Origin of the sequence: Adlercreutzia sp. DFI.6.23, from assembly GCF_024462535.1 — a bacterium.
Classification (GTDB): Bacteria; Actinomycetota; Coriobacteriia; order Coriobacteriales; family Eggerthellaceae; genus Adlercreutzia; species Adlercreutzia rubneri.
In genome coordinates, this window is record NZ_JANGBP010000001.1 from 139,556 (window position 1) to 166,251 (window position 26,696).

At 64.8% G+C, this 26,696-nt stretch carries 21 protein-coding genes; 14 read left to right on the top strand and 7 right to left on the bottom strand.

All coding sequences use genetic code 11. The annotated features are described in order from the left end of the window. Positions 1–135 precede the first annotated feature (135 nt). From NE591_RS00640 to NE591_RS00650, 3 genes are all read left to right on the top strand, one after another. Positions 136–1,080, top strand: a complete 945-nt coding sequence (locus tag NE591_RS00640; RefSeq protein WP_161128053.1) for an ATP-binding cassette domain-containing protein — start codon at positions 136–138, stop codon at positions 1,078–1,080. Beyond that, entirely contained in the window at positions 1,073–2,212 is a 1,140-nt protein-coding gene (locus tag NE591_RS00645; RefSeq protein ID WP_227069476.1) for a hypothetical protein, read from the top strand. Before NE591_RS00640 ends, NE591_RS00645 begins: the two co-directional genes overlap by 8 nt. Before the next feature lie 135 nt (positions 2,213–2,347). Continuing rightward, positions 2,348–3,229, top strand: a complete 882-nt coding sequence (locus NE591_RS00650) for a sensor histidine kinase KdpD (protein WP_227069477.1) — start codon at positions 2,348–2,350, stop codon at positions 3,227–3,229. Positions 3,230–3,353: 124 nt separating this feature from the next. Here NE591_RS00650 and NE591_RS00655 read toward each other — a convergent pair whose 3' ends face one another. From NE591_RS00655 to NE591_RS00665, 3 genes are all read right to left on the bottom strand, one after another. Then, the gene (locus tag NE591_RS00655) at positions 3,354–3,878 is read right to left on the bottom strand and encodes a hypothetical protein (protein ID WP_022740922.1); all 525 of its coding nucleotides are present in this window, start codon (positions 3,876–3,878) and stop codon (positions 3,354–3,356) included. A 510-nt stretch (positions 3,879–4,388) separates the two neighbouring features. Then, on the bottom strand, positions 4,389–6,284 hold the full coding sequence (locus tag NE591_RS00660) for a response regulator transcription factor (RefSeq protein ID WP_227069478.1): 1,896 nt from the start codon (positions 6,282–6,284) through the stop codon (positions 4,389–4,391). Positions 6,285–6,509: 225 nt separating this feature from the next. Continuing rightward, positions 6,510–7,025 (bottom strand): hypothetical protein, encoded by a 516-nt coding sequence (locus NE591_RS00665; protein ID WP_114549336.1) that lies wholly within the window; start codon positions 7,023–7,025, stop codon positions 6,510–6,512. 330 nt (positions 7,026–7,355) lie between these two features. Here NE591_RS00665 and NE591_RS00670 point away from each other — a divergent pair, with 330 nt between their 5' ends. After that, positions 7,356–8,192 (top strand): hypothetical protein, encoded by an 837-nt coding sequence (locus NE591_RS00670; RefSeq protein WP_114549335.1) that lies wholly within the window; start codon positions 7,356–7,358, stop codon positions 8,190–8,192. 4 nt (positions 8,193–8,196) lie between these two features. Next, entirely contained in the window at positions 8,197–8,907 is a 711-nt protein-coding gene (locus NE591_RS00675) for a molecular chaperone (RefSeq protein WP_227069479.1), read from the top strand. Positions 8,908–9,253: 346 nt separating this feature from the next. On the opposite strand, the gene NE591_RS00680 is transcribed toward NE591_RS00675, so the two are convergent. Together NE591_RS00680 and NE591_RS00685 are read right to left on the bottom strand one after the other, a co-directional pair. Further along, positions 9,254–11,206: a UvrD-helicase domain-containing protein gene (locus NE591_RS00680; protein ID WP_256156196.1), complete on the bottom strand. Its 1,953-nt coding sequence runs from the start codon at positions 11,204–11,206 to the stop codon at positions 9,254–9,256. Positions 11,207–11,215: 9 nt separating this feature from the next. After that, positions 11,216–12,169, bottom strand: coding sequence for a hypothetical protein (locus NE591_RS00685; protein WP_114540354.1), 954 nt, complete (start codon positions 12,167–12,169; stop codon positions 11,216–11,218). A gap of 365 nt (positions 12,170–12,534) precedes the next feature. Here NE591_RS00685 and NE591_RS00690 point away from each other — a divergent pair, with 365 nt between their 5' ends. The 7 genes from NE591_RS00690 to NE591_RS00720 all read left to right on the top strand — a co-directional run bounded on the left by NE591_RS00690 (position 12,535) and on the right by NE591_RS00720 (position 22,066). Next, positions 12,535–16,179, top strand: coding sequence for a molybdopterin dinucleotide binding domain-containing protein (locus NE591_RS00690; RefSeq protein WP_227069481.1), 3,645 nt, complete (start codon positions 12,535–12,537; stop codon positions 16,177–16,179). Positions 16,180–16,194: 15 nt separating this feature from the next. Next, positions 16,195–16,854: a 4Fe-4S dicluster domain-containing protein gene (locus tag NE591_RS00695; RefSeq protein WP_114549334.1), complete on the top strand. Its 660-nt coding sequence runs from the start codon at positions 16,195–16,197 to the stop codon at positions 16,852–16,854. A gap of 6 nt (positions 16,855–16,860) precedes the next feature. Continuing rightward, positions 16,861–17,775 carry a DmsC/YnfH family molybdoenzyme membrane anchor subunit gene (locus NE591_RS00700; protein WP_227069482.1) on the top strand — a complete coding sequence of 305 codons (915 nt, stop codon included), beginning with the start codon at positions 16,861–16,863 and terminating at the stop codon, positions 17,773–17,775. A gap of 219 nt (positions 17,776–17,994) precedes the next feature. Continuing rightward, on the top strand, positions 17,995–18,684 hold the full coding sequence (locus NE591_RS00705) for a 4Fe-4S dicluster domain-containing protein (RefSeq protein ID WP_227069483.1): 690 nt from the start codon (positions 17,995–17,997) through the stop codon (positions 18,682–18,684). Between the two features lie 12 nt (positions 18,685–18,696). Continuing rightward, a complete protein-coding gene (locus tag NE591_RS00710) occupies positions 18,697–19,767 on the top strand; it encodes a 4Fe-4S binding protein (protein WP_256156197.1) in 1,071 nt (356 codons plus the stop codon). Positions 19,768–20,051: 284 nt separating this feature from the next. After that, complete coding sequence (locus NE591_RS00715) at positions 20,052–21,251, top strand: 4Fe-4S binding protein (RefSeq protein WP_114540349.1); 1,200 nt, start codon at positions 20,052–20,054, stop codon at positions 21,249–21,251. 530 nt (positions 21,252–21,781) lie between these two features. Further along, a complete protein-coding gene (locus NE591_RS00720; protein ID WP_227069485.1) occupies positions 21,782–22,066 on the top strand; it encodes a DUF1778 domain-containing protein in 285 nt (94 codons plus the stop codon). Between the two features lie 17 nt (positions 22,067–22,083). On the opposite strand, the gene NE591_RS00725 is transcribed toward NE591_RS00720, so the two are convergent. Then, positions 22,084–23,706 carry an ATP-binding protein gene (locus tag NE591_RS00725; protein WP_227069486.1) on the bottom strand — a complete coding sequence of 541 codons (1,623 nt, stop codon included), beginning with the start codon at positions 23,704–23,706 and terminating at the stop codon, positions 22,084–22,086. Between the two features lie 6 nt (positions 23,707–23,712). Beyond that, positions 23,713–24,387 carry a response regulator transcription factor gene (locus tag NE591_RS00730; RefSeq protein ID WP_256156198.1) on the bottom strand — a complete coding sequence of 225 codons (675 nt, stop codon included), beginning with the start codon at positions 24,385–24,387 and terminating at the stop codon, positions 23,713–23,715. Positions 24,388–24,661: 274 nt separating this feature from the next. Here NE591_RS00730 and NE591_RS00735 point away from each other — a divergent pair, with 274 nt between their 5' ends. Together NE591_RS00735 and NE591_RS00740 are read left to right on the top strand one after the other, a co-directional pair. Next, a complete protein-coding gene (locus NE591_RS00735) occupies positions 24,662–25,735 on the top strand; it encodes a VTC domain-containing protein (RefSeq protein WP_256156199.1) in 1,074 nt (357 codons plus the stop codon). Positions 25,736–25,987: 252 nt separating this feature from the next. Further along, complete coding sequence (locus tag NE591_RS00740; protein WP_256156200.1) at positions 25,988–26,683, top strand: DUF4956 domain-containing protein; 696 nt, start codon at positions 25,988–25,990, stop codon at positions 26,681–26,683. Positions 26,684–26,696 lie beyond the last annotated feature (13 nt).

Here is a 26,696-nt window from a genome sequence, read left to right on the forward strand (position 1 = left end):
TCCCGCGTTCACACTGAAAGCCGTAGGAAATGCGGTATAAGCGAGAAAGGACGAGGCGATGGTGCGAGAGCGGGAACGCGAACGCGAACGAGAACGAGAGCGCGAGGGCAGAGGTAAGCGAGAAAGGGGCGAGGCATGAACGTCATCGAGGCCCGCGGGCTGACCAAGGTCTATGGCGGCCGCGCGGTGGTGCGCAATTTCTCCATGACTGTGGCGGCGAGCGACATTTACGGCTTCGTCGGCAAAAACGGCGCCGGCAAGTCTACCGTCATGAAGATGATCTGCGGCGATGCGCTGCCCACGGCTGGCGAGGTGGTGCTGTTCGAAAGCGATCGGGCCGCGGCGGGGGCCGCGGGCGCTGCGGGGCCGGATGAGGGCGGCGTGCGGCGCATCGGCGTGCTGATCGAAGAGCCGGGGCTGCTTTTGAACCTGTCGGCCTACCGGAACCTCATGGCGAAGGCACTCGCCTGGGGCATCGTGGACGGTCCGGCCCGCTGCGAGGAGGTGCTCAGGCTCGTGGGGCTCTCCTCGGTTGGCAACAAGAAGGTGCGCGGGTTCTCGCTCGGCATGAAGCAGCGGCTGGGGCTCGCCATGGCGCTGCTCGGCAGCCCCGATGTGCTGCTGTTAGACGAGCCTTTCAACGGGCTCGACCCCGAGGCGACGCGCGCCATGCGCAACCTCATCGTGCGCGTGAACGAAACCTTGGGCATCACGGTGGTCGTCAGCTCACATGTGCTCGATCAGCTCGATCGCATGGCCACGCGCTACGGGGTCATCGCCGACGGGCGCATGGTGCGCGAGATGACGGCCGAGGAGGTGGCCGCCGAGTGTCGCAGCAGCCTGCGCGTTCGCACCGAGAACCCGGCCCGGGCGCTGGCACTTTTGGAAGAGGCGTATCCCGCGCTCGCCTTCAAAGCGGAGCCGGATGGGGCCATTGTTATCACGGGGGACTACGACGATGGTGCTATCAGCCGTCTGCTTGCCGGCGCCGGTGAGGTGGTGCGTGAGTTGTCCCAAGACCACCGCGATCTGGAAGAGTACTTCGTGGAACTGATGGAAGGGGGCGCGCAGTATGTTTAACTTGCTGAAGAGCGATATCTACCGCCTCGTGCATGGCAAGATGCTCTGGGTGGCCGCTATCGTGCTGGTGGCTCTGTCTGTTCTGGCGGCCGGCATGATGCACTGGGTGTCCTCGCCGGAGTTTCTGCGCATGACGGCGACGAGTTTCGAGATGACCGTGAACGTCAGCGACGGGGTGACCGGCGGGGCCGGCGTCCTGGGCGAAGGAGATGCTGCCGCTGCGAATGCATCGGCGGAAGCTGCGGCTGCGGCCAGCGCCTCGGGGCGCGGCCTGTCGCTGGATGAGCTGGACACGCTAGGCGCTGCCGAGGCCGCCGGATCGGCCGAATCCGAAGAGGACAGCGTGCGCGACGATGAGACGGCGAGCGATTCCGCATTCGCCTCGAGCGAGCTGTGGGATCTCGTCGCTGACAATCCCGAGGCGCTCAGCGATGCCGATTTCGAAGGAGTGTCCCGCGACATGCGCACCCTGGCCTCGCCGGCCGATATGCTGGGAGATATGGCGGTGTCGGGTGGGGCGTTGGCCATGGTCGTCTCGCTGGTGACGGCACTCTTTCTTGCCCAGGACTTCTCCATGCGCTTCGCGCGCAACTTGGTGATGGATCGCCGGGGACGCGTGCGCTACTACGGCGAGAAGCTGGTGCTCGTCGGTCTTCTCGCGGCCTTCTATCTGGCCGTGGCCGCCCTGGCCGGAGCCGCGTCCTTCGCGGCGGCAGGCTTCACCTATGCGGCGGCAAGCCCGTTGGGCGACCTGGCGCTCTTCCTCGGGCTGGCCTGGCTTCTGGCCTTCGCCTACGGGTGCACGACGGCGGTCATCGTGTGGGCGAGCCGCAGCGCCGGGGCCGGGGTGGCCTGGGCGCTCGTGGTCAGCTCCGGCATCGCCGGCTCGCTTCTCGGCCAGGTGCTGCTTCTGCTGGGCCAGGGCGAGCCCTGGATCGGCGCGTTGGAGCCGTGGATGCTCGCCTCCTGCATGCAGAATGTGGGCAATCACGCCTCGACGCTGCTCGCGACGCCTGCTGCCGCCCCGCTGACCATGGCGCCCCTCGCTGTGCAGGTGCTCATCGTGGGCACCGCCGCAGTCGCCCTCTGCGTCGTGCTGACGTTCGGCCCGCTGTGGAAGCGCGATTTGTAGGAGACATCCGGTGGAGGGGCGCGGCAACGTCTCACTGCATGCTAGTCTCCGTAGGGGGCGACCTCGGTCGCCCCTTGCCACAACTAGAGTCATGCGACAGGTGCTCTGCAACAAACGAAACGAGAAAGGACAGTTGTGACGCTTGCCATATGCTTCGGGGGCCTGGCGCTCTGCGGGTTCGCGCTGGTGCTGCTGTACGGCCACGAACTTCGCCGCATGGCCCGCTTCCTGCGGAATCGCGACGGGCGCTCCAACAGCCGCTTGACCACCGAAATGCCCGGACCCGGGTTCGCCGATCTGGCTCGTGCGGTGAACGGCACGCTGGATGCCGCCGACCGGCGCGAGCGCGAGCGCGCCGCCGAGCAGCGCCAGTTCCAGCGCGATCTGGCGAGCCTGTCCCACGACATTCGCACGCCGCTCATGGGTGCGAAGGGCTATGTCTCCCTGGCCGCCGAGGAGCCGGACGATGCTCGCCGCGCCCATTACCTGCAGGCAGCCGAAGCGCGCCTGGCCGACATGGAGGGCCTGCTGGACGCGCTGTTCGCCTACGCCCGCGCCACCGATGCCGCGTCCGATCTGGATAGGCGCCCCCTTGTCGTTCTGCCCGTGCTCGCCGATGTGCTCACTGGCCAGTTTCCCGCTTTCGAAGAGCGCGGCTGGGAGCCGGCGGTGGACTTTCCCGACGAGTCCCTGGTGGTCGAGGCCGACAGCGAGGCGCTGGCTCGTATGTTCGAGAACCTGGTGAGCAACGCCCTGCGCTATGGGACGTCCGCGCCGTCTATCATTCAGCGGGGTCGCACTTTGACCTTTTCCAACAAGGTTCCCGACCCGGCGGCTATCGACGTCAACCGTCTCTTCGAGCGCTTCTACCGCGCCGATGTCGCTCGCGCCCAAGGAGGCGCAGGCCTGGGCCTTGCCGTGGTGGCCAGCCTCGCTACCGCCCAGAACATAGAGGTTGAGGCCTCTTTGGAAGGCGACGAGCTCTTCTTGACCCTCGTCTTTCCCGCCACCCCCTAAGAGGCGCAGTAGGAGAGAAGGGCACATCTGGATTCACAAGGGCCGCTATCTGCCGCAATGAAAGCGGGGCTGCAACCTCACGTGAGGTTGCAGCCCCGTGTCGTTCTGCCCGACCCTGCGTACGCTAGAGTGCGGCGATTTCGCGGTAGGCGTTCATGGCCGTCTTGCGGCTCATCTTCGACGTGTCCCCTTTGAGGAAGGCGTAGAAGTTGCCCTTGTTCAGGCGGGTGACGCGGCAGGCCTCGGCGCGGGTCATATTCTTGTCGGCCAGAAGATCGCCGAAGGCGGTTGAGACGTACTTCAGGATTTTGCGGTCGACCTCGATGCGCGAGGAGTCGGTGCGCCATTCGACGAGGATGGTTTTGAACGGGTCGCCGTCGGGCAACATGCCCAAGTACACCTCCAGCGGACGCCCCGACGCATGCCAGTGTTCGACGAACTCGTCGAACATCTCGGCCGCTTTCGTGCCCTCCGCGCGCCGGAGCAGGTATTCCTCGCGTCCGTCGCAGATCGCAAGCAGAAGAAGCGGCGCGAATGCCTCGGGATGCGCATCCTCGGCGGCGGCGAAGAACTTCTTCGTGCTTGTAGTGTTTAAACCGGTCAAACCTTGGCAGCGTTTAAGTAGGAAATAGCGGAATGAACAGGCCATACTTCTCCTTTCTCTCTGAAAGCCGAAATTATTAATAGAATCAAATAATACTTTTCATGACCTAATTAATCAAGAAAAAGTTCGCGATCGCCACAAATGCCCCAAAATTCGTAGCCCGATCGGGGAAAATGTCAGAAACTCTGAAGAACTGCGGCAAAAAGCTAGGTCGGGCTGCGGATCCGAACGTGTGATCCGCAGCCCGAGGTGGATTTTTGGAACAGAACCCGTAGTCAGGGAAGGGAAAATGTCAGGGAACTCAAAGGAGCGCGGCAAAATGTAGGGCCGGGCTACGGGTTGGGATGAAATCAGCTTCCCCTGTGCGGAATGAGCAGAAGCGAATGGCGGTTCACTTCCGCTATGTTAAATTAGCGGAAGTGAATCTCGGTTCGCTTCCGCAATGGTTAAAGCAACAGAAGCGAAATCGTGAGCAAGGGGCATCGGCGTGAGTCCCTAGGAGATTCTGCGGCCGTTGCGGCAGGAGATGCGCGGCGGCCGCAGCTCCGCACGGGGTTACAGTTCCACTTCGTCGATGAGGTGGATGAGATCTTGCTGGCTGTGGATGTTCAGCTTGCGGTAGATGTGGCGGATGTGGGTCTTTGCCGTGCCTTCGGAGATGTAGAGCTGCTGCTGGATGTGGGAGGACTTGTAGCCGCGGGCCAGGTAGTACATGACCTCGCTTTCGCGGCGCGACAGCAAGTAGGTGTTGGCGACGATCTCGCAGCGCTGGCGGAAGCGGCCCCGGGCGGCGGGCGTGTCGTCGGCGGGCGCGGGGGCGACGGCCTCCTCGGCGAAGATGGAGCGCGAGAAGTCCATGGCCTGACGGGCGGGGGAGGGGGCATTGGAGGCAGAGCTTGCGGTGTCAGAAGCGGCGCTTGCATCCGATGCATCGTCCTGCATGGCGTCCACGGCGGTCGGGCCATCTGCGGCGGAAACGACAGAAGATGCGGAGGCGATCTGCCCCGATGCCGCGCCGGAGGTTTCGCCCAGCTCGGCAAGGGCGGCCACGACGGCGTGCTCCCAGTTTGCAGGGACCTGGGTGCGCACGTCGGCCTGCTCGGGGGCAGAGGGGACCGCGCCTTCCCGGGCACGTTCCAACGCATCTGCTTTCCCCTCGTTCACCACGATGAGCGGGGCCCGCGAGGCGCTCTGTACGGCCACCTTCCTCGGTGTTACGGCCACGATGGAGGCCATCTCGCGCTCGTCGGGCAGAAGCGCGTAGGCGAGCATCATGGCGACCAGCACGATGAGCACGGTGCCCATCTCCCCCAGACCCGTCGGCGCGCCGAGGGCGCCGGTGAACAGGGGAAGGGTGGATCCGCCCAGAGCCGCCAGCGCCATAACGCCGCGGCCGAGGCCGAACACGAAGATGGGGGAGAGGCGGAAGCGCTGGGAAAGCTCCGAGAAGAAGATCCACATGAGCGCCTCGAAGGACATGTAGCCGACGAGCACCACCGAGGTTCCCCAGAACGACGCGCCACCGGCGGTGAAGGGGATGAACACGGCCGTCACGGCGATGAACGGGATGAGCGGGCGGAAGAAGGTGTGCCAGCGCTCGTCGCCGCCCAGCGCCAGGAACGTCACCATGATAAGCACCGTGGCGGCGCAGGCGGTGACAAACAGCAGTGCTTGGTCTTCGAAAGCGCTGCCGGGCAGGATGGTCTCGATGGAGGTCTGGCGCATGATCCCTAAGGCCACGCCGAGGAAGAACACCGGCAACCCGAAGCGCAGCACGAAGCGCGCGTGGTTGATGGGCAGTGGCTGGAAGATGAGCTGGCGATTATCGAAATCAAGGCTTACGTGGCGACGAAGCACGAGCAGCAGGGCGATTTCCGCGAAGGGAATGAGCGCGCTTGCCACGCCTCCCCACGGGAAGGGGATCTGATGCAGCACCAGACCGTAGATGCCGAATCCGATGGCGATGGAGAGTGCTCCGTTGATGACGACGGAGGCTGAATCGCGGCGCGAGAAGGCGATGCCCCAGGCCAGCAGCAGCACCGACGATCCGGCGCCGGTGAGCACGCCGGAGGCAAGCTGCAGCGCTTCCGAGCTAAGGAGCGATCCGTCGGGCGCGAGCAAGAGCAGTGTCCCCGTCGAACCGAGCAGAGCGGCGATGACGAGGGTGGGCGTGGCGTGCAGCGGGCGAATGAGCCTGGTATCGAGAACGCTCGCGACGAGCAGCAAGAGCCCGTACACGAGAATGGACACGAAATAGGCGAGAGACAGCTGATCGTTGAAGGGCCCGGCCTGAACGCCGCTGGTTCCGAAGATGCCGCCCTTGTCGAACATCGAGCTGTAGATCCAGGCCTGATGCAGGCCATAGCCGAGCGAGATGATGCTCAACTCGCCGAAGGATGTGCCCTCTTTGAAGTCGATGTTGATGGTGACGCGAGGAACCTGAAACCCCATAATCCCCCTCCTGCGGGCCCGGCCGTCTCGCCGGGCGGGATGACGCATTATTGCTGAGTCAGGGGATTATAGATAGCGGACGGTGCCTCGTCAACTTGCTCACGGATCCCCTGGCCCGTAAAACCTCCTGTTCGGCGCGCTGCTATGCCGTTGCCATCGGCGTGCTCTTGCGCGCTGCGGTCGGGGCCACCGCTGGTCGACGATGGCCCCGCGACGGTCGGCGACCTACTTGGTCACCGTGATCACCACGTTGTCGTAGCGATCGAGAACGGTCGAGCCATCGCCCTTCGCGGGGGCGGTGTAAGCCTCGCTCACGTTCTGGGACGTGGCGGCGTAGGCGCCTTCCGCGTCCTTGTAGGCCTGCTGCTCGCCGGTGGCATACACGCTGATCTCAGCGTTGTAGCCGTTGGCGGCGAGGTAGTCGGCCACCGACTGAACGTCATAGTTGTGAATGGCGTCCAGCCCGTTTTGGTTCTCGCTGGAGATGATGCCCTCGGTAAGGACGACATCGGCCGTGCTGCCCGCCGGAACGAACATCAGGTCGGAGTGCACGTCGCCTCCCACGGCGGTCTCGTCGACCACCATGAAGACCTCGTAGCTACCCAGACCGTCAGAGGAATCCGACACGCTGTCGTCGTGCACGTAGTAGAAGCCGTACGCCGGGACAGCGATCAGGGCTGCGCACAGGCAGGCCAGAACCGCGATGGCAAGAACCTTCTTGCCGAATGCTGCGTTGGTCATAAGTGCTCCCTCAATCGTGGTCGCCCCGCAGTTTCGCAACGCAGCCCCATTATGGCGCGCGCACGGAAAAGGTCAAGGGCAAAACCCCAGGTGCAGCGCACAATCATCCTCGTGGAAGGGCGAAATCATCACGAGAGGATGATGCCGTTTTTCGCAAAGATGGGCCTGGTCGTATGAGCTGGGCGCCGCGATGCTTCCTAGAATGTAGGACGAAGAGGATAGGAAGCGGCGTCTGCTATCGGATTGCTCGAGCGAACGAAGGGCGAAAGAGCCTTCCGCGCATCGGGGTTCGCGATGACGACCGCACGCGAAACGAGAGAGGAAACCTGTATGGCCTATCAGCATCAGGGTTCTTGCGCGAGTGCCGGGGACACCCTCGAGCTGCTCGCCTTCGACGACGAGTTCGACCCTTTGGCGGTGGACGACTCGGAGATCGACCAGGAATGGATGGATGACGAGAACCCCTACGACACCATCGACTACCCCACCATGCGCAACATGCCCGAGACGGTGCACCACGATCCGGTGTACTCGCCGGCACGCCAAGGCAGCGCCACCGAGGCGCTTCAGGCGCTCATTGTCCGCAACCCCAACCGTCGGCCCGTGCTGCTGAACATCATCGGCCTGTGCGAGGGCGGCTGCCCCTCGAGCGTCATTTCCGAGCGCGTGGATGAGTGGCAGCGCGACAACTGGTCGGTATACGCTCCCATGACGCTTTGCCGCATGTTGGAGCGCGCCGGAGCGCTTACGTTGGAGATGCCCGACGTGTCCGAGGAGCACGAGAGCGCCGAGGAGGGTGTGGCGTACCTGGAGATTCGCGAGACCGTGGATCCGGTGTGGCGCGCGACTCCCGAGGCGTTGGCCTTGCGCGTGGAGTACCTCGCTGGCAAGAGCTTCCGCGCGGTTGTGCTGGGATCCGACGAGGCGCGCTACGCCGAGGTGTACGCGGCGGTTATGGAAGCCCTTGAAGAGGCGCCGCGAAAGCTGGACGCCATTGAGAGCCTGACCGACGCCATGGAGATCACCAAGTCGCCGCGCCGCTTCGGTCAGCACTTCATCGATGTGCTGGAAACCTGCGACTGCGTCATCTGGGGCGATGGCGCCTGGAACTTGACCGATTTGGGGCGGGCTATGCTCGCCGAGCTGAAGAGCGCGAAGGAGGCTTAACGCTATGGTCGTTATGGAAGAAGCCGTCGTCGAGGGAGCTGCCGCTTCCGAGGATGTGAACCTCGTCGAGCTGATGAACGCCCGCGCCCGATCCTACGGCATGCTGGCGCGTCTGTTCCGCGAAGAGGTGGATCTGCCGACGCTGCGCGAGCTGCAGAAGATGCGCTTTCCCCAGGCCACGGGCAATGCGGCCGCCGATGAGGGCTACCACCAGCTGTACGACTACCTGAAGCGCGCCTGGGACGACTCGGTGACCGAGCTCGCCATCGATTACGTGAGCACGTTCATCGGCCACGGCGTGAACGGGTATTCCGCCGCCTATCCGTACGAGTCGGTGTACACCTCCGAGCGCCGTCTGCTTATGCAGGAGGCGCGCGCCGAGGTGCTCGCCACGCTGCGCGAGAACGAGCTGAAACGCGGCAACTGGAACGAGGCCGAGGATCACATCGCGCTGGAGCTGGAGTTCATGCAGCGCATGGCCCTTCGCGCCGCTGAGGCGCTGTCCGACAACGCCGAGGACGAGGCGATCGCCTACCTGCGCACGTCCTACGACTTTTTGGAGAATCACCTACTGAACTGGGTTCCCATGCTGGTCGCCGATATGCGCATGCACGCCCGCACCTTGTTCTACCAGGGTCTGGGGCAGCTGACGCTCGGCTCCCTGCAGGAGGACGAAACCGTCCTGCGCGAGCTTTTGGATTCCGTGGAAGCTTAAGCGGCCTTTTGCGGCCCAAACCTTACTAACCCCTTCCTTCTTCCCCCTCCCTTCATCGGCCCCGCCCCTCCTCGGCGGGGCCGACCCATTTTCGCGTGCTGCCCCGCGGTGTGCGAGAGGAAGCTACTTGGAAAACAACGGGTAGCGTACCCAGAAACTACGCTACCCGTTGTTTTCCAAGCAGAATGAAGAGCGAGGAAAGAGAAAAACTACGCTAACCGTCATTTCTCAAGCAATTGAGGGATACCGTCCGGCGGTGAGGGGGGGAAATGGCGAAACAAGAAAAGCCCCGGTTGCGGGGCTTTTCTTGAGAGGGTTTGTCGGCGGTTGATGGGCTGCCGTGGCTCTAGTCGATGCCTGCGTCGGCGAGGAGGGCCTGGCCGCCTAAGGTGATGGGGGCGGCGGCGCCGGCTTCTTCCAGGAAGCAGGTGGGGCGCAGGGTGGCGATGCGCTCGCCGTCTTCCATGCGCACGCGGGCCACCTGCATCTTCGTGCGCTCGGCCAACTCGAGCGGGGCACGGCTGAACGTGGAGAACATCAGCGCGTCGGTGGCTTTGGCGACGCCGGCGGCAAACGTGCGGCGGTCGGCCTTGCGCACGCGGTCGCGGTCGGCGTCGGTGGAGACCACCTCGAAGGCGTCGCGGGCGGGCATGAAGCCGTCCACGCAGCCGGTGACGTACAGGGCGCGGTAGCCGCAGCCGCACAGCTGCTCGTAGGAGCTGACGCGCACGGCGCGGACGTTGGCCTCGTGGGTGGGGAAGAACTGCGTCTCGCGAACCATGGCGTACAGGGTCGCGGCGTCCTCGTCGCCGGCTAGCGTCGCGGAAAGCGCTGCGAAGTCGCGCAGCTTGTCGGCGTCGAGGGCCGCCAGCAGGTTGTGTCCGCGGCGTCCCGCATGCGCGGCGATCATCGCGCGGCCGGCCTCATAGCGCTCGGCCAGACGCTCGGCCCGGGGGAAGGGCTCCGCTTCGCCGGCGGTGCGGGCGGCAGCGGCCGCCTCCAGGGCGTCCAGAATGCCGGCATTGTGCTCGTCGCACCACTCCATCAGGAAGTGCCAGCCGTCGGAATAGGTGAGGTAGTTGCCGAAGCCCACCCATGCGCGCCAGGCGAACGGGTCGTCCGGGTCGGCCAGCAGGTTCAGCGATGTGTAGGCGATAAGCGCTCGGGCGCGGTTCGTATCGCGCGGGTCGCCGGCCAGGCGCTCGAAGCCCAGCGACGACACCGCAAAGCCGCGGTGGGCGAGCATCTGCTCGAAGGCGTGCGCCCACTGCTTGTTGGGGGCGACGACGCAGAGGTCGGATTGGGCCGCCTCAGGATTTTCGGCGTTCACGGCGAACAGGTAGCGCGTCAGCCCGTTGAATTCCTCGTCCGGCGTGTTCCACTTCACGGTGGCGATGTCGCGTATGGTTCCCTCGCGCTGGTCGGCCGCAAGCGCCTCCTCGTTGCCCGCGCGGGCCACGGCATCGCAGAACGCGGTGACGTTGGGATTGCCGAAAGCGGTGTCCAGGGCGAACACGGTCACGTTCCGGCGCAGGGTGTCGAAGGTGGCGAAACCCTCGGGGGCCGGGAAGCTCGTGGCAACGCGCACGGTCTCGTCCGGATTGCCGGCGACGATGAGCTGGTCGCGGGCGAGCAGACACAGGCAGGTCTGCTGTGCGACGGAAAGGTTCTGGAAGTCGTCGGCGAGCACGAGGGCGAACCGCTGTCGCGCGCCAGCGCCCGCATCACTTTGCAGGTAGCGCCCGCAGAGGTAGGCCACCTCGTCTTCCAGCATGGCGTTCGTGGCACCGAGCAGGCGATGGGCCAAATCCAGCACGTCCTTCTCCTCGCCCACGGCCCAGTCGTCCTCGGGGGCGAGCGCGCACCACTGCTTCTTGATATGGCCGAGCTCCGAGCGCAAGCGGCGGGCGGGAGTCCCCAAGGTCTTCATGTCCTCCAGGAAGAAGTTGCACTCGAAGGGCGCGAGCACGCGGGGAGTGTGGCCGGTGGCGGCGCGGGCCTCGGGCGCCTCCAGCACGGCAAGGCACACCTGCTGGGCGCAGGCCACGGTGATGCGGCCGGCGATGTCTTCCACATCCTGCACCCCGGCGGCGGCCAGGGCGTCCACCAGGCGGCGACGCGCCACGCGGGCCGCCTCGGCCGTGGAGGTCTCGATGAGGATGTCTTCGGGGGCGCATCCGGCGGCCACGGCGGCAGCAGCCCGGCGCAGCAGCGCCTCGGTCTTGCCGGAGCGCGCGGGGCCGACGATTTTGGCCGTGCGGCCGTCGAAAGCGGCGATTTCTGCCATCATGTCAGTCATGAGTGCCTCCTAATCGGCCAAGATGCCGCTGGTCGAGTCGAAATCGCGCGTGGAGCCATCGGCGTAGACGACCGTCCACTGATCGAAGGCGAGGGCGAAATCGGCATCGGGCAGGGCGTACTTCTTCTGGATGTCCTCGCCTAGATGCGCCTCCTCGGCGATGCGCTCGGCCACGATTTCCTCGGCGGTTTTGTCAAGCTCGCCGCGCTCGACTTCTTCCAGGTCGTGGGCGATGCGGGCCCGCACGACGATATCGGCCGCTTCCTCGGCCTCAAGCGCCGCTTCGGCGGCCTCGGCTACCAGAGCGGGGGAGGCCATGAACGACTCCTCGGCGGCCCTCTCGGCAGCCTCGGCCTCGGCTGCGGCCGCCTCTTCGGCGGCGCGGGCCGCAGCGGCCTCGGCCTCTTTGCGGGCCTCAAGCGCTTCCATGCCGGCGGCGTACTGCTGCTCGTAGGAGGCCGCGGAAGGCAGCGTCACGGCGACGACGTCCTTGCCGAGCGCGCCGGCGTTCAGGGCCTCGCGCACGCGGCTCACCCACTTGCTCTCCTCGGGGTCGATGCCGCAGGTGGAATCCAGCCGCATGCGCACCACGAGGCGACCGCCCTGCAGCTCGATTTCCAGCCACGTGAACACAAGCTCGGGCTTGCTCTCCTCGCGCTGGCGGCGGTTGAAGATCTTCATCTGGTTGTCCACGGCGTGCACCTGGTTCAGCAGCCAGTGCTCGATGTAGTCGCTCCACAGCGCGTCGGCGCCTTCCACGGAGGAATCCAGGTACTCGCGGGCTCCCACGCGCACGGTCATGCGGAGGGTGTTCACCAGCTCGCCGTCGCCCGCCGGGTGGGTGCGCACCACGGGCGTTCCCAGATAAGAGTAGCAGCGGTCGATCTCCAATCGCAGCTCGTGATCGACGATCGCCTCGTCCAAATCAAGCGTGAGGGCCATGGAAGGATGGGGCTTGCTCATCCGTCTCTCCTTTCTTTTTGGCAGGTTCCGCGAAAGATCCTTCAGCCAGCTTCGGCTCGTCTTGAATCCTGAGGGGAAACTGCCGCCTATCCTCTTCGCCATCCAGTATAGAGAGGCCTCGAACAGGTAAATCATCCCATCGAGATGAGCGCGCGGGATGATTGCCGTCCCTTAAATCGGCCTGCTCTTATGATTGCGCGGCCCGCACGGCCCATACCATTTTCAACCGTTGGGCAACAAAACATCGGTGGCCGCTCGACAGTGGAGGCGGATCTTCACCCCCTCCACTCGCGAAGGCCGCCGACGCCGCCGAGGGCCGCCGGTGTTTTGTTGGAAAGCATCGAACGAAAGAGAGAGGAGGACCCATGGCTAAACTTTCACTGACTCGTCGCAGCTTCCTGAAGGCGGCCGCCGTCACGGGCGCTGCGAGCACGCTGAGCTTCGCCGCGGTGCCGTCTGCGGCTTTGGCCGAGGGCGTCGACGAATCAGCTGGTGAGGTCAAGCGCATCCGTTCCTGCTGCCGCGCGTGCGGCAAATGCGAATGCGGTGTGTGGGTCACCGTGCAGGACAACAAGGTCATCAAGGTAGAAGGTGACGAGTCCAACGCACACAGCCGTGGACACTGCTGCGCCAAGTCGCAGGCATCCATGCTGGCGCTGTACCACCCCGATCGTCTGCGCTACACCATGAAGCGCACCAACCCCAAGGGCGAGGACGATCCCGGCTGGGTGCGCGTGAACTTCGCCGAGGCCATGGACGAGATCGGCGCCAAGTACAACGAGCTCATCGACAAGTACGGCGGAAAGTCGATCTTCTCCATGGGCGGTACCTCGCGCGTGTGGGCGCAGCCGCCCTACGGCACCCTGAAGTCCGTCTTCGGGACCCACAACTTCCATTCCGCCTACGAGATCTGCAAGGGGCCGCGCCACTTCGGCGGCGTGCTCACCGACGAGAAGGGCTCGCCGTGGATGGAGGTGGAGCAGGGCCCCATCGTGTACGTGCAGTGGGGCACCGCGTCCGAGTATTCCAATTACGACTCCACCAACCGTACCGTCGTGGACTGCTCGCAGCGCGCCTACAAGCACATTCTCGTTGACCCGCGCATGAGCCCGCTTGGCAAGGAGGCAGACATCTGGCTGCCCATCCGCGTCGGCACCGACCTGGCCATGTCGCTCGGCTGGCTGAAGTGGATCGTCGACAACGACGCCTACGACAAGAACTTCGTGAAGCGCTGGTCCAACGGCCCGTTCCTCTACAACCCCGAGGCCGACGGCAAGACCTACAAGGGCTACTTTTTGGAGATGAACGGCGGCATCCACATGACGAGCCGTCTGCTCACCGAGGCCGATCTGGACCGCGAGTGGGTTTCCCAGTTCTGGGAGCCGGCGCCGGAGCAGTACTCCTATCGCCGCTTTATCTGCTGGGACGCCGCCAACGAGAAGCCGACCTACTGGGACGCCGAGGAATGCCAGTGGGAGGGCGAGAAGCACAAGATCCCCACGACCGGCACCTGGATCGAGCACCCCTACAAGCCGATCATCGCCGACGCCTGGCTGCCCGATCCCTCCAAGTTCGCCGATCCGGCCGATCCGGCCTACGACGCCTACTGGACGGGCGAGGGCAACGAGAAGGGCGCCAAGAGCAACCCGAAGGGCCTGCCGAAGGATCCGGAGCTGTGGCCCGACGGTGTGCAGGTCAAGCTCAAGAGCGGCAAGATGATCGAGGCCAAGTCGGTCTGGCAGGAGTGGGAGCACAACCTGGAGGAGTACACGCTCGAGCGCGTCTCCGAGATCACCGAGGTTCCCGCCGACAAGATCGAAGAGGCCGTGCGCACCTACACCACGCGCCTGAACCCGCTTCACGGCAACGGCGGCATCCACTACCAGCTGGCCCCCGACCAGACGGGACATGCCGTGCAGAACACCCGCGCCCTGCAGCTCATCGCCTGCCTCACCGGCAACTCCGACGAGCCGGCCGGCAACCGCGGCTCTTCCAAGGCCCAGGTGGACGGCTGCTGCGGCCGCGCCAACATGATGGTCACCGACCACGACCCGGTCGACTGGGGCATCCGCGAGGGCATCGGCACTATGGAGCTCGGCAACACGCCGCGCGACCTTTCCGTGGAAGACCAGATTCCGCTCATCCAGAACTTCGTGAAGTACCTGCAGGACGAGAACTCCCCGCTCATGGAGCGCTACGGCAACCACATCCCCACCGATGAGGAGGCCCGCATCATTGCCATGCGCAAGGGCGGCGACTACAAGGGCTCGCGCTCCTTCCCGGGTCTGAAGACCCCGTTCGAGAACAACGCGGACCAGATCTCTGCCGAGCGCTTCCCGCTTCTGCGCTTCTGGAACTCCTGGACCGACGCCTCTTCCATCTGGGACGCCATCCGCGAGATCGATTCCCCCTACAAGCTCTACGGCGGCATCTGCATGTCCGGCGACTTCATGAACCAGTCGAATCTGCTGGAGGCGTGGGACGCGCTGACGCAGCTCGACTTCTGGGTGGACATCAACCTGTGGTCGTGCCCGAACAACGGCACCGCCGACTACGTCTTCCCCTGCACCCACTGGCTGGAGACCAACACGGGCCGCGTGTCCCAGGGCGCCGGCGGCATCTTCGGCGCGGGACAGCGCTGCGTCGAGCCCATTGGAGACGTGGTCTTCGACCCGACCTTCGTCGTGTGCCTGCACAAGTCCATGGGCGTGCCATTCAACGACCGCGACCCCGAATACGACGAGTGGCTGAACCTCGACTACCATGACTTCATCCAGGCCGGCGGCTCGGTGGGCTACGAGGAGCAGGAGTACCGCGTGCTCAAAGACGCCACCGACTGGTGGAAGACCGAGGAGTACCCCGACGGCCCCGACTTCCCGCAGTACGCCGCGAAGTTCCAGGAAGAGGGCTGGTTCGACTGCCGCAAGTGGCATCCCGAGCGCTGGGGCACCTACCGCCGCTGGGAGATGGGCTACCGTCGCCAGCAGGCCGGCTACAACCTGTACGCCGCCGTGGACGAGAAGTGCGCCTTCGGCACCCCCACCGGCAAGGTGGAGATCTGGTCGACCATCTGCGAGTCCTACATCGGCGACACGGTGAGCGAGTCCTACGTGCTGGAGACGCCGGGCACCGCGGCCAAGGTGGGGGAGAAGACCCCGTACTTCGCGAACGTGTGCTCGCCGGATCGCGACGCCTATGCCGGCGACATTCCGGACATCGACAAGTTCCCGCACTGGTTCGAGCCGAAGAACTCGCGGGTGCAGGCGCCCGAGTGGTACGACGCCAACCTGGTGGACGGCGCGTCCTACAACAGCGACAACTACCTGAACAAGCCCTACCACGGCATCGCCGGCGTGGGCACGGGCCAGGCGACCGACAACGGCGCTACCGACAACCTCGAGGCCTACAAGCAGGCCGTGAAGGAGAACCCGGAGGCCACCTTCATCTGCACCTCCGGCGCCCGCCAGCCCGTCTACTTCCACTCCGAGCACCGTCAGCTGCCCTGGTGCCGCGAGCTGTGGCCGTCCCCGCGCTTCGAAATGAACCCGAACGACGCGGCGCGCCTCGGCATCGAGCAGGGCGACTGGATCTGGGTGCGCACCCCCTGGGGCGCCATCCGCGAGGTGGCCGATCTGTACTACGGCATCAAGGAAGGCACCACCAACGCCAACCACGCCTGGTGGTACCCCGAGATGGACCACGCCGCCCACGGCTTCGAACTTGTCGGCATCAACTGCACCATGGACAAGTACGCCCAGTGCTGGATCTGCGGCGCCTCCCAGCTGCGCGGCAACCCGATGGTCGTCTACAAGGCCACCGAGGAGAACTCGCCGTTCGGCAACCCCGTGCCGTGCGACCCGTGGGGCAACGAGGCGATCACCAACGCCAACGACCCGCGTCTGAAGGAATGGCTGGCCAACGACCCGCGTCTGGACGACTCCAAGGTGGAGCTCACCTACGCGAGCGCCGATGCGAAGGGCCTGCAGACGATCAGCCTCATCAAGGAATAGGAAGGAGGAAACACGATGTCCAACTACGCAATCATCACGGATCTCAACCGTTGCACGGGCTGCCTCGCCTGCACCGTGGCGTGCAAGGCCATCAACGGCGTGGACGTGGGCAACTTCTGGATCAAGACCCTGCGCGTCGGCCCGCATCCCATCGAGGGCGGTTCCGGCACCTTCCCGGACGTGGAGATGTACTTCCTCCCCGTTCAGTGCCAGCACTGCGAGAACCCCGAGTGCGTGAAGGTGTGCCCGACCGAGGCGTCTCATGTCGCCGAGGACGGCACCATCCAGATCGACAAGGACAAGTGCATCGGCTGCCAGTTCTGCGCCATGGCCTGCCCCTATGGCGTGCGCTACCTGAACCAGACCGAGCGCGTCGTCGAGAAGTGCACCTTGTGCGAGCAGCGCACGAGCCAGGGCGAGCTGCCCCAGTGCGTGGCCCAGTGCGGCGCCCGCGCCCGCTTCTTTGGCGACCTCGATCAGGGCGTCGAGAACTTCGAGGCCCCGGCGCACCCGGACACCCCCGGCTGCCAGTACGACGACATGACGAAGACCCGCGTCAAGCTCAAGGACTACGTGGAAGCCTTTACCGAGAACGACATTCATCACCTCACCAACAAGGGCAACAACCCCAAGCTCATGTACTTGTTGCGCGAGGGCCGGAAGTGGAGGGAGTAACAACCCATGGAAATTCAGTGGCCCCTTATTCTCTTCACCTTCTTTAATTGCCTGGCCGGCGGCATCTTCTTGATGCAGGGTATCCTCACCCTGTCCGGCAAGGGCAAGGCCATGCAGCTCGCGTCCTGCGTGAGCGCCATCGTGGCCCTCGCCATCGGCGGCCTGTCGGTGTTCTTCCACCTGCAGCACCCGCTGCGCATGTTGAACGGCTTCGGGCACATCACCTCGGGCATCACCATCGAGCTCATCTTCGTGATCGTGTTCGCCATCGCCGTGGTGCTGTACTTCCTCATGATGCGCCGCTCCGAGGAGGGCGTGGCCCCCAAGTGGTGCGCCATCCTGGCCATCGTCGTGTCCCTGGCGCTGCCCTTCGCGACGGGCGACTCCTATCTGATGAGCGCCATTCCCGTGTGGGACACCATGCTGCTGCCTCTGTACTACGTGGTGGCCACGGTGATGCTCGGCGGCCTGGCTGCCATGATCATCGCTGGCGCCACGAAAGCTGAGGACGCCGTGAAGCTGTCCGCCACCGTGGCCTTCATCGGAGCCGTGGTGTGCGCCATCGTGAGCGTCATCTACGCGGTCGCTATCTCCGGCATGGGCGCGAACTATACCGAGATGGAGTACTACTTCGATCCGACGCTGCCCGATGTGGCCATGCGCCAGTCCGAGCAGATCACCGGTGCCATTCTGGCCGGCGAGCATGCCGTGGCCTTCTGGCTGGGCAACGTCGTCATCGGTTGCGCGGTGCCGGCGGTGCTTGCGGCTCTCGTGATGGTGGGCAAGATCCCCGCCGAGAAGGCTCTGGCCGTGGCCGTGATCGCCCTGGTGTGCGCCGTGATCGGCACCATCGTGTGGCGCGTGCTGCTCTACGAAGTGGCCGTGAACGCCCTCATCCAGTTCCAGTGGGCGCTTCAGTAAGAGGTTGAACGTGAGAAGGGCCATCTCTGGTCGGTTGGCCCTTCTCTGAAGACGAGTGTTGGACAGGGCGGCTTGATGTAACGGCTTAAGCCCCGCAGGCGACGCAAGTAAGCCGCCCTGTCTGTTTCGAAATGGCTTGCAAATAACGATTTTACGGTTGGAGAACGCGGCAACCGTTATTTGGAAGCCATTTAAGCAAAGAGTGAAGAGGAGACTGCTATGGCTCAAGAGGAAAAGAAGGACGAAGCCGAAGTCAAGCGTGCGCCGCGCGGCGGCATCACGCGGCGCGGGCTGTTCATCGGCGTGGGATCGACGGCGGCGCTGCTGGGTCTGGGCGCTTTGCGCTACGCGGGCCACAACCCGCTGAACCGACCGCCGGGAGGCACCGACGAGGCCCATCTGGTGAGCGGCTGCATCCGCTGCGAGCGCTGCTACGAGGCGTGCCCCCGTGAGGCCATCGTGCCGGCGAAAATCGAGGACGGGCTGCTGGGCATGCGCAGCCCCATGCTCGACTTCAACACGGGAAACTACTGCGATTTCTGCTACGAGGAGAACGGCGGCAACCCCTTGTGCGCGGCCGTGTGCCCCACGGCGGCCCTGGAGCTGCCCGCCAGCTACACGGTGGGCAACCCGGAGACCGGCGAGACGGGCGACATCATCATCGGTACGGCGGAGATCGATCCGCGCACGTGCTTGGCCTATCGCATGACCGGCTGCCGCGACTGCTACGACGCCTGCAACTACAGCGCCATCGAGCTTAAGGACGAGGGCGGCGCGAACCCCATTCCCTACGTCGTGGAAGACAAGTGCAACGGCTGCGGCGCCTGCCAGGCCGCCTGCCTGTCGCTGTCGTCCGGTTCCATCAAGTCCACCGAGCGCGCCATTGTAGTGCGCCCTATTGAAGCCTAAAGGGGGTAAGTTATGGCTCAGAAGAAGGAAACTACGGAAGCGTCCGTTTCATCTCAGGCTGCGGGCGTGAAGGGGAAGGGCTCTGCGAACGCGCTGGCCGCGAAGCTGAAGACGCGTCGGCTGCGCACGGCTGTGGGAGCCGTGGTGTTCGTCGGCATGGCCGCCGGGCTTGTCGCCGGCGTGAGCATGGGCACGATGTCCGGCTTCGGTTGGGACACGTTCTCGATGCTGTGCCCCTTGGGCGCGCTGGGCACCATGATCGCCACGAAGACTGTGATTCCCCGCGCGGTGGTGTCGCTCGTGCTTATCGCCGCCCTCGTGCTCGTGTTCGGTCGCGCGTTCTGCTCGTGGCTGTGCCCGACCATGCTCATCGATCGCGTCCGCGACTTCTTCCGCTCGCCCAAGAAACGCCGCGAGTTGACGGAGAAGAAGAACTCCGAGATCAAGGCCATCTCGCAGCAGGAGCTGGCGAGTTTGAAAGCTGCGAAGGACGGCTACGCCTGCGGCGCCTGCGGTAAGTGCCAGCCGGTTCATCACGGCAAGGTGGACTCGCGCCACGCAGTGCTCGGCGGCGCGCTGCTTTCCACGGCCGTGTTCGGGTTCCCGGTGTTCTGCCTCGTGTGTCCGGTGGGCCTCACGTTTGCCACGGTGCTCGTCATCTGGCGCGCCTTCGCCCACGGCGACGCGACCATCGGGCTCATTCTCATTCCGGCCATGCTCGTCATCGAACTGGTGGTGCTGCGGAAATGGTGCTCCAACTTCTGCCCGCTTTCGGCCCTCATGAACCTGGTCGGGCGCTTCTCGCGCACGTTTGTGCCTACCATTAATGATGAGAAGTGCCTGGAGACGGCCCGTGCCACCTCCTGCAGCAAGTGCGCCGAGGTATGCGACGCCGACATCAACATCCGTCATCCGGAATTCGGGCCGCGCACCATGGCCGACTGCACGCGCTGCCGCAACTGCGTGGACGTGTGCCCCACGCATGCCATCACGATGCCGGTGTTCGTCGGCAAGAAGGCGGGCAAGACGGTCGTGGAAATTCCCGATCCGGTCATGGACGAGCTGGAACCGAAGCTGGACTAGCGACTTGTTGGGGCGGCCCGCGGAACCCGTGATCACCGCCCGCTGCGCGCTTTATCCTCCTGCGAACGCGGCAAAAGAAACAGCGGAGATGACGCACATGAGTCGGTACCATCCCGGTATCGCTGCTGCTGAAGTGGAAGCTGTTTCTTAACGGCCGCGTTCTCCGGAGGGCGCGCAGAGGTCGGTGATCACGGGTTCCGCGGGCCGCCTCGCGAGGTGGCATCTGGCTGCAAAGGCGGGAAGGACTTTGGGAGAGGTTCGACTGTCTTGGAAGAGGAGAAACAATGGTTGAGACGATTGATGCGGGGGCCCATCGCTATGTGGGGGCCGCGTTTACGGTCGTGGACAGCGGGGCCATTCGGGTGCATCGGGAGCGGTGCGCGAAGGTGCGCAACCGCAATGTGGACTGCCTGAAGTGCGCGGCGGCGTGCACTTCAGGGTGCCTTTCTTTGGATGATGGCGAGTTGGTGATCGATGCCTCGAAATGCGTCGGCTGCGGCACCTGCGCCACGGTGTGCCCCACGTGCGCTTTGGAATCTTTGAATCCGTCGGACGCCGAGTTGAAGGTCGCCTGCCTGCGCGCCGCGCGCGGTGACGAGGTGGTCATTGTCTGCAGCCAGATGGAGGCGGCCTTGGGCGATTTGCTGGTGCCTGGTGTTGCGGCGTCCGTGATTTGCGCAGGGCGCGTAGATGAGTCGCTTCTGGCGGGGCTCGCCGCCGAGGGCGTGGGCTGTGTGACGGTGCTCTGCGGCGACTGCGAGCGTTGCGCCCAGCGCCACGGTCGCGACACGGCGGAGCTCGTGGCCGAAACGGCGCGTCAGGTGCTCGGCGCTTGGGGCAACGAGCTGGAAATCGTCGTGACCGACGTGCCTCCGGTGGGCGTTCTTGCTGATGGCGTCGATACCGGAGCCGTCGAAGCTGCCCGCGACGCCCACTTTGCCCAAGAGCCGGCTTGTCCGCCTGTTCGCGAAGCTGAAGAATTTCTCACCGGTTCATCTGTAGAGGCGGATGCCCTGCGCCGTCCCGCCCATTCCCTCCATGTCATGAAGGACGGCACGCTGCCGCACTTTATTCCCGATCGGCGCGAGCGATTGCTGGACGCATTGGCGCAGCTAGGGGAGCCTGCGAGCGGCAAGCTGGAGACCCGCCTGTGGGGTGCGGTGGTCATCGACGGCACGAAGTGCGTTTCTTGCCGCATGTGCGCGACATTCTGCCCTACCGGCGCCATCGCGAAGTTCGACGACGCCGACGGCACCCTAGGCGTTGCCCACACCCCGGGCGACTGCGTGAAGTGCGGCAGCTGTGGGGACGTGTGCCCGGCCGGCGCCATCACGCTGCTCGATGCCGTGCCTGTAAGCTGGCTCACCGACGGCAGCCGCCACCGTTACGTCATGACGCCGCGCCCCGTGAGCCTTACCGACAACCCTCACCAGATCCTCGACACCTTCCGCCTCGACTTCAACGGAGACATCTTCGAACGGTAGGGGAGCCGCACCGATCGCCGGGGCCCTCCGCGCAGGGAGTCGGCGAGCCGTTAGCGAGCCGTCCTTCCACGGCGTCTCGCCGAAGCCCGCACGGCGGCGACGGGATCGTCGTGCGGCGAACTTCAGACTTCTCCGCAAAGCAGGAGAGGCCGCATCTCCCGACTGCCCCGGCCCCGGCCTCGGCAACCGCGCGACCTCGATCTGCCCAGCCCCCGGCGCCCCTATCCTCTTCACGGCGCCGGGGCTTTTTATGCCAAGGGCAAACGCAGGGTGAAGGTGGTGCCTTCTTCGGCGGTGCTAGTGACGGCGATGGCGCCCTTGTGGGCTTGGGCGATGTTGGCCAAGCTACTGAACTATAATACAAATCTCGGCCTCATTTCTATGAAATCGTGCTATAGTGCGATTAACACAAGGGAAGTTGATCTCGCAAAGATAAAGTAGTAGAAAAAGAGTTGGCTCATCTATCACGCGAACACGCCGCTCTCGCGAAGGGTGCGGCTAGAGGTTGAGAAAGCGAGGCGCTAGGCGGTATGGCTGAGTACAAGTTGAAGAACGGCTATGTCCTCACCGACGAGGAGATCGAGCGACGGGCTGCGGAATGGGAGAACGACGAAGCGGAAATAGAACTCGTTCCTTTGCGCGTCGGCCGACCTCCTTTGTCGGGAGAGCCCAATGCGAACCTCTCATTCAAGTGTCCCGAATCGGGGGCAGAGCTCATCGCTCGCGCTGCTGAAGTATCCGGTGTGAAGAAATCGGCATTCATCCGCGAGGCCGCCCTCGAGAAGGCGGCGCAAGTGCTTTCTCTGGCTGGATAGGGCCTCTGCAACAGTTCCTACGCCAAGGGCAAACGCAGGGTGAAGGTGGTGCCTTCTTGCGCGGTGCTGGTGACGGCGAGGGTGCCCTTATGGGCCTGGGCGATGTCGCGGGCGATGGCGAGGCCCAGCCCGTAGCCTCCGGCGCCGTCGTTTTCGCTGTCGACGGCGTTGTGGGTGCGGGCTTTGTCGGCGCGATAGAAGCGGTCGAACAGGTGGGGCAGGTCGGCCGCATCGATGGGCTCGCCGCTGTTGCGCACGGAAAGGACGGCATCTCCCGTCGCAGCCCGCAGCGTCACGGCCACGGTGCCCCCGGGGTCGGTGTACTTGCAGGCGTTGTCCAAAAGCACGGCCACGGCCCGTTGGAGGCGCGCGGCGTTGCCCCGTACGGCAATGCCCGGCGCGACCGTGCATTGCCAGGTAAGATCCCGTTCGAAGGCCACGGCCTCGAAGGTGAGGGCCTCGCCCTCCACAAGGCGGCTGAGGTCGACGACGGCCGCGGGGCCTTCCGAGGTTTGGGCGCCTTGCGGGGTCGGTCGGGCCAGATCGAGCATATCGGTCACGAGGCTCTGCATGCGCTCCGCCTCCATCTGGGTGCTCTCAATCCACTGGCGCTGGCTGGCGATGGTGTCACTGCCGCGCTGCCGCAGGATGGCGTTGTTGGCGAGGATGACCGTGAGCGGGGTCTTCAGTTCGTGGGACGCGTCGGCTATGAACTGCTGCTGCTGGGCCCAGGCCTGCTGAACCGGGCGCAGCGCCCAGCGGGAGAAGACGAGATTCAAAAGGAACAGCAGCCCCAGCGCCCCTAGGCCCACGGCGGTGAGCACGAGGGCCAGCGAGCGCCAGCCGTCGGCGGCGCTTCCGTCGGCGAAGGCCACCATGAGGTCGGGGCCTGCCTCATGCTTGGCGAAGTACAGTCCGACGTCGGGCAGATACCCCCAGGGCGCTTCAGCGCTGACGACTTCAGGAATGGCGTGCACGAGCAGCGCCTCGGGCACGGTGGCTCCCGAGCGGTCGGTCAGTTGCATGACCGTGCGGTCGGCAATGTAGTAGACCGCCACGGGCAGCGAGGCCTCCTCGGCGGTGCCGGGGCCTCCGATGCGGGGCGGCGCGAAACCGGGATCGCTGGTGCCGGCGCCGATATCCTGGGTGGGAGCGGGGGCCGAGCCGTCCTCTGCGGGTGCTTCCGCGCCTTCAACGCTTTTGCCCGGGTTTGCGCCTGCGTTGCCGCCCGGGGCGCCTTCCGCGTCACCCGCCTCAACGTCGCTGGTCGCCTCGTCATCGGCGCGATTGCCGCCATCTTCCGTATTGCCGGCGTCTGCGGTATTCTCGCCGTCTTCCCGGGGGGCCTCGCCCCGATGGAAAGGCTCGGCGTCGGGGATGAGCTGCGGTTCGTGCAGGGAGCGGCTCGTGGCGGCCATGAGCCGGTTGCGCACGTCGTCGATGTCGGCGCGGTAGTCGGCGTAGCAGATAGTGGCGAACGAGGCGGCCAGCACGAGGGCGGCCAGCGCCATGTTCAGGGCTATGAACTTCGTTCTCAGCTGGCGCAGCATGGGGGCGGCTTCGTCGGCTGCGCGCTTCGGAGTCCTGACGCCCTTCGGGTTCAGACAGGAGGCGAGGCGCGGTTTCGGAGGGAGTCCCATGGGCGCTTAGCCCTCCTCGGCGAGCCGGTAGCCCACCGAGCGGATGGTCTCGATCTTCGCCTTCGACCCCACGTGGGCCATCTTCTTCCGCAGAAACGAGATGTATGCCTCTACGTTGTTGTCGCTGGCGCTGGATGAGGGCCCCCAGGCGCGGCTGATAAGCTGCTCTTTCGAAAGCACTGCTCCCGGCGAGCCGAGCAGGATGCGGGCGATGGCGAACTCCTTCTGCGACAGGCGGATGGATTCGTCGCCGCAGGTGAGATCCATGGATTCAAGATTCAGCGTGAGATCGCCCACGGTGAGCGTCTCGAAGACGACATCGCCCTGGCGCCGCGTGAGGGCGCCCAAGCGGGCCAGCAGCTCGGCGGGGGAGAAGGGCTTGGTCATGTAGTCGTCGGCGCCGGAGTCGTAGCCGCAGATTTTGTCGCTTATGGCATCGCGGGCGGTGAGCAGCAGAATGGGCGTGCCCACATGCGCTCGGCGCAGGCGCTGGGCCACGGTGAAGCCGTCGGCTTTGGGCAGCATGACGTCCAGGATGATGACGTCGTAGGCGCCGGTCTCGCCGTAGCGCACGCCGGCCTCCCCGTCGTGCACGACGTCGGTAGTATAGCCGTTGTCCTCAAGGATGCGGGCCAGCGCCTCGGCGAGGCGAGCGTCGTCTTCCACGACCAGAACGTGCATGGTGATCCTTTCCGTAAGGGGCTGCCGCCGAGAACCGTCGCGCGCCGACATCTCGGGCCTCGTTGCGGTATTTCGCGGTGCGCGCCGGGACCGTTGCGGCCCCATGGAGCGCCCAGGTTCATTGTAACGGCCCACCTGAAGGCAACCTGAAAGGAATTGGCTGCTTCAGGCGGTTTTCAGGAAGTCCCCTTATTGTTGGGGCCGGCTCGCGAGGGATCCAGGTTTCGCGGACCGGCGAGAATCAGGATCCGCGGCCAGCGAGGAAGGAGTATCCGTGACCGCCTACAACAGCGTGTTCAAGCGCGTGGAGAAGAAATACCGCATCGACGTGGCCGAGCGTGCGGCTGTGGAAGCGGCGGCGGAGCGCCTCATGGCTGTTGATGATTACGGTCGCACCCGCATCACAAGTTTGTATCTGGACACGCCCGAGCGCGCCATGATCGCCCGTTCGGTGGAAAAGCCGCTCTATAAGGAGAAGCTGCGTCTGCGCGCCTATGGGGATGCGGCTGGGGTGGCCCTCATGGGAGCTTTCGGTGCCGGGCCGATTGTGCGTGAGCCAGGCGGCCTGCCGCTTTCCGATGGGGAAGTGGAAACGCGGGTGGCTGCGGGGCTACGAGTGGCGAGGACGGCCGCAGGGGTGCAAGTGGCGCCTGCTGCCGCCGGGCTGCAGACGATGGGCGATGCTGATGGGGATGCCGTGGGAAGTGTCGAGGCGTGCAGGCCGTGCGCTGGAGAGGCGCTTCGGGGCAACGGTTTGTCAGCGGGCTTCCCTGTGTTTTTTGGCATCAAGAAGAAGTTCAAGGGCATCGTGTACAAGCGGCGGCTCGCCCTGACGCTGCCGGCGGCGCTGGCCTTCGTGAGCGGCTTGCCCTACGAGCAGGCCTGTGCCCGTTGGCCGCTGCCGGATGCGGGGCTTGCGGCCGTGGCGCTCGCGCCGGCCACGCGCCAGATCGCCCGCGAGCTAGAGGCGGCCATGAACCGTTGGCTGCCCCTGGCGCCCTCCATGGGCATCGCCTGCGATCGTGTGGCCTGGGCCTATCGGCCCGAGGTACGCGAGGCGCGTGGGTGCGACGAGCTGTTCGACGCCGAGCTGCGCATCACCTTCGACGACTGCTTGGCGTATTTCGACTGTCATCGCTTCCGTTCGCCATGGCGGCCCATCATCGAGTCGAGCGAGTCCGTCATGGAGATAAAGAGCGCCGTGCCCTACCCGCCGTGGCTGGTGGACGTGCTGTCGGCCGAACGGATCTACCCGGCTTCATTTACCAAGTATGGCAACGCTTATCAGATGGCAACGGCTGTGCCGCGCGCTCGAAATCATCGAAGGGCTATGCGTGGTGGTGCGTGAACCGTTCGGGAAATGCGAGTCCTGGAAATAGGCGAAAAAACGGAGTTGTTAGACATGGGCTAAGCTTCAAGGTCCTTCAACGGAGGAAAAGTGATTCGATCTGAGGCGAAAAACCCACTCGCAGACCCTCTTTTCGGCGAAGCTCAGAACAAAGAAGTCTAACAAGTCGGAATTCCTGCCCAAAACGAGGGAGCGCATTGTCTGGAAGGTTGCTCGCAAGAGTAGGCAGAGAATGAACAAGAAAGGAAACTCATGCTTGAATCAACGTTCTCGTCAGTGTTCGGAACAGCGGAATCGCTGGTAGGGGCCGTCTCGGCGGCGGACTTCTTGCTCTGCTGCGTGTTCTCGGTGGTGCTGGGCGCGGTCTGCGCCGGTGTGTACATGTTCCGGCACAGCTACTCGAAGAACTTCGTGGTGACGCTGGCGCTCTTGCCGCTCATCGTGCAGATGGTCATCACGCTGGTGAATGGGAATTTGGGAGCGGGCATCGCGGTCATGGGCGTGTTCAACCTTGTGCGGTTCCGCTCGATTCCCGGCTCGGCGAAAGATATCGGCAGCGTGTTTCTGGCCATGGCCATCGGCTTGGCCACGGGCATGGGTTTTCTGGGGCTTGCCGTCGTGTTCACCGTGGTGGTGGCTGTGGTGAACCTGCTGTTCGTGCTGACGCCCTTCGACCGCCCGCGCGAGCCGGGCAAGACGCTGCGCATCACCATTCCCGAAGACTTGGAATATGACGGCGTGTTCGACGCGGTGCTCGGGCGTTATGCGGCCGAGTCGGAGCTGGTGGAGGTGACGACTACCAACATGGGCAGCCTCTTCCAGCTGACCTACCAGCTCCGCCTGCGCGAGCGGGGGCTTGAGAAAGCGATGATCGATGAGCTGCGGTGTCTGAACGGGAATCTGAAGATATCTCTGGGGATGACGCCGCAGGGGCGCGAGACGCTTTAGGTCCTCGGGGCAC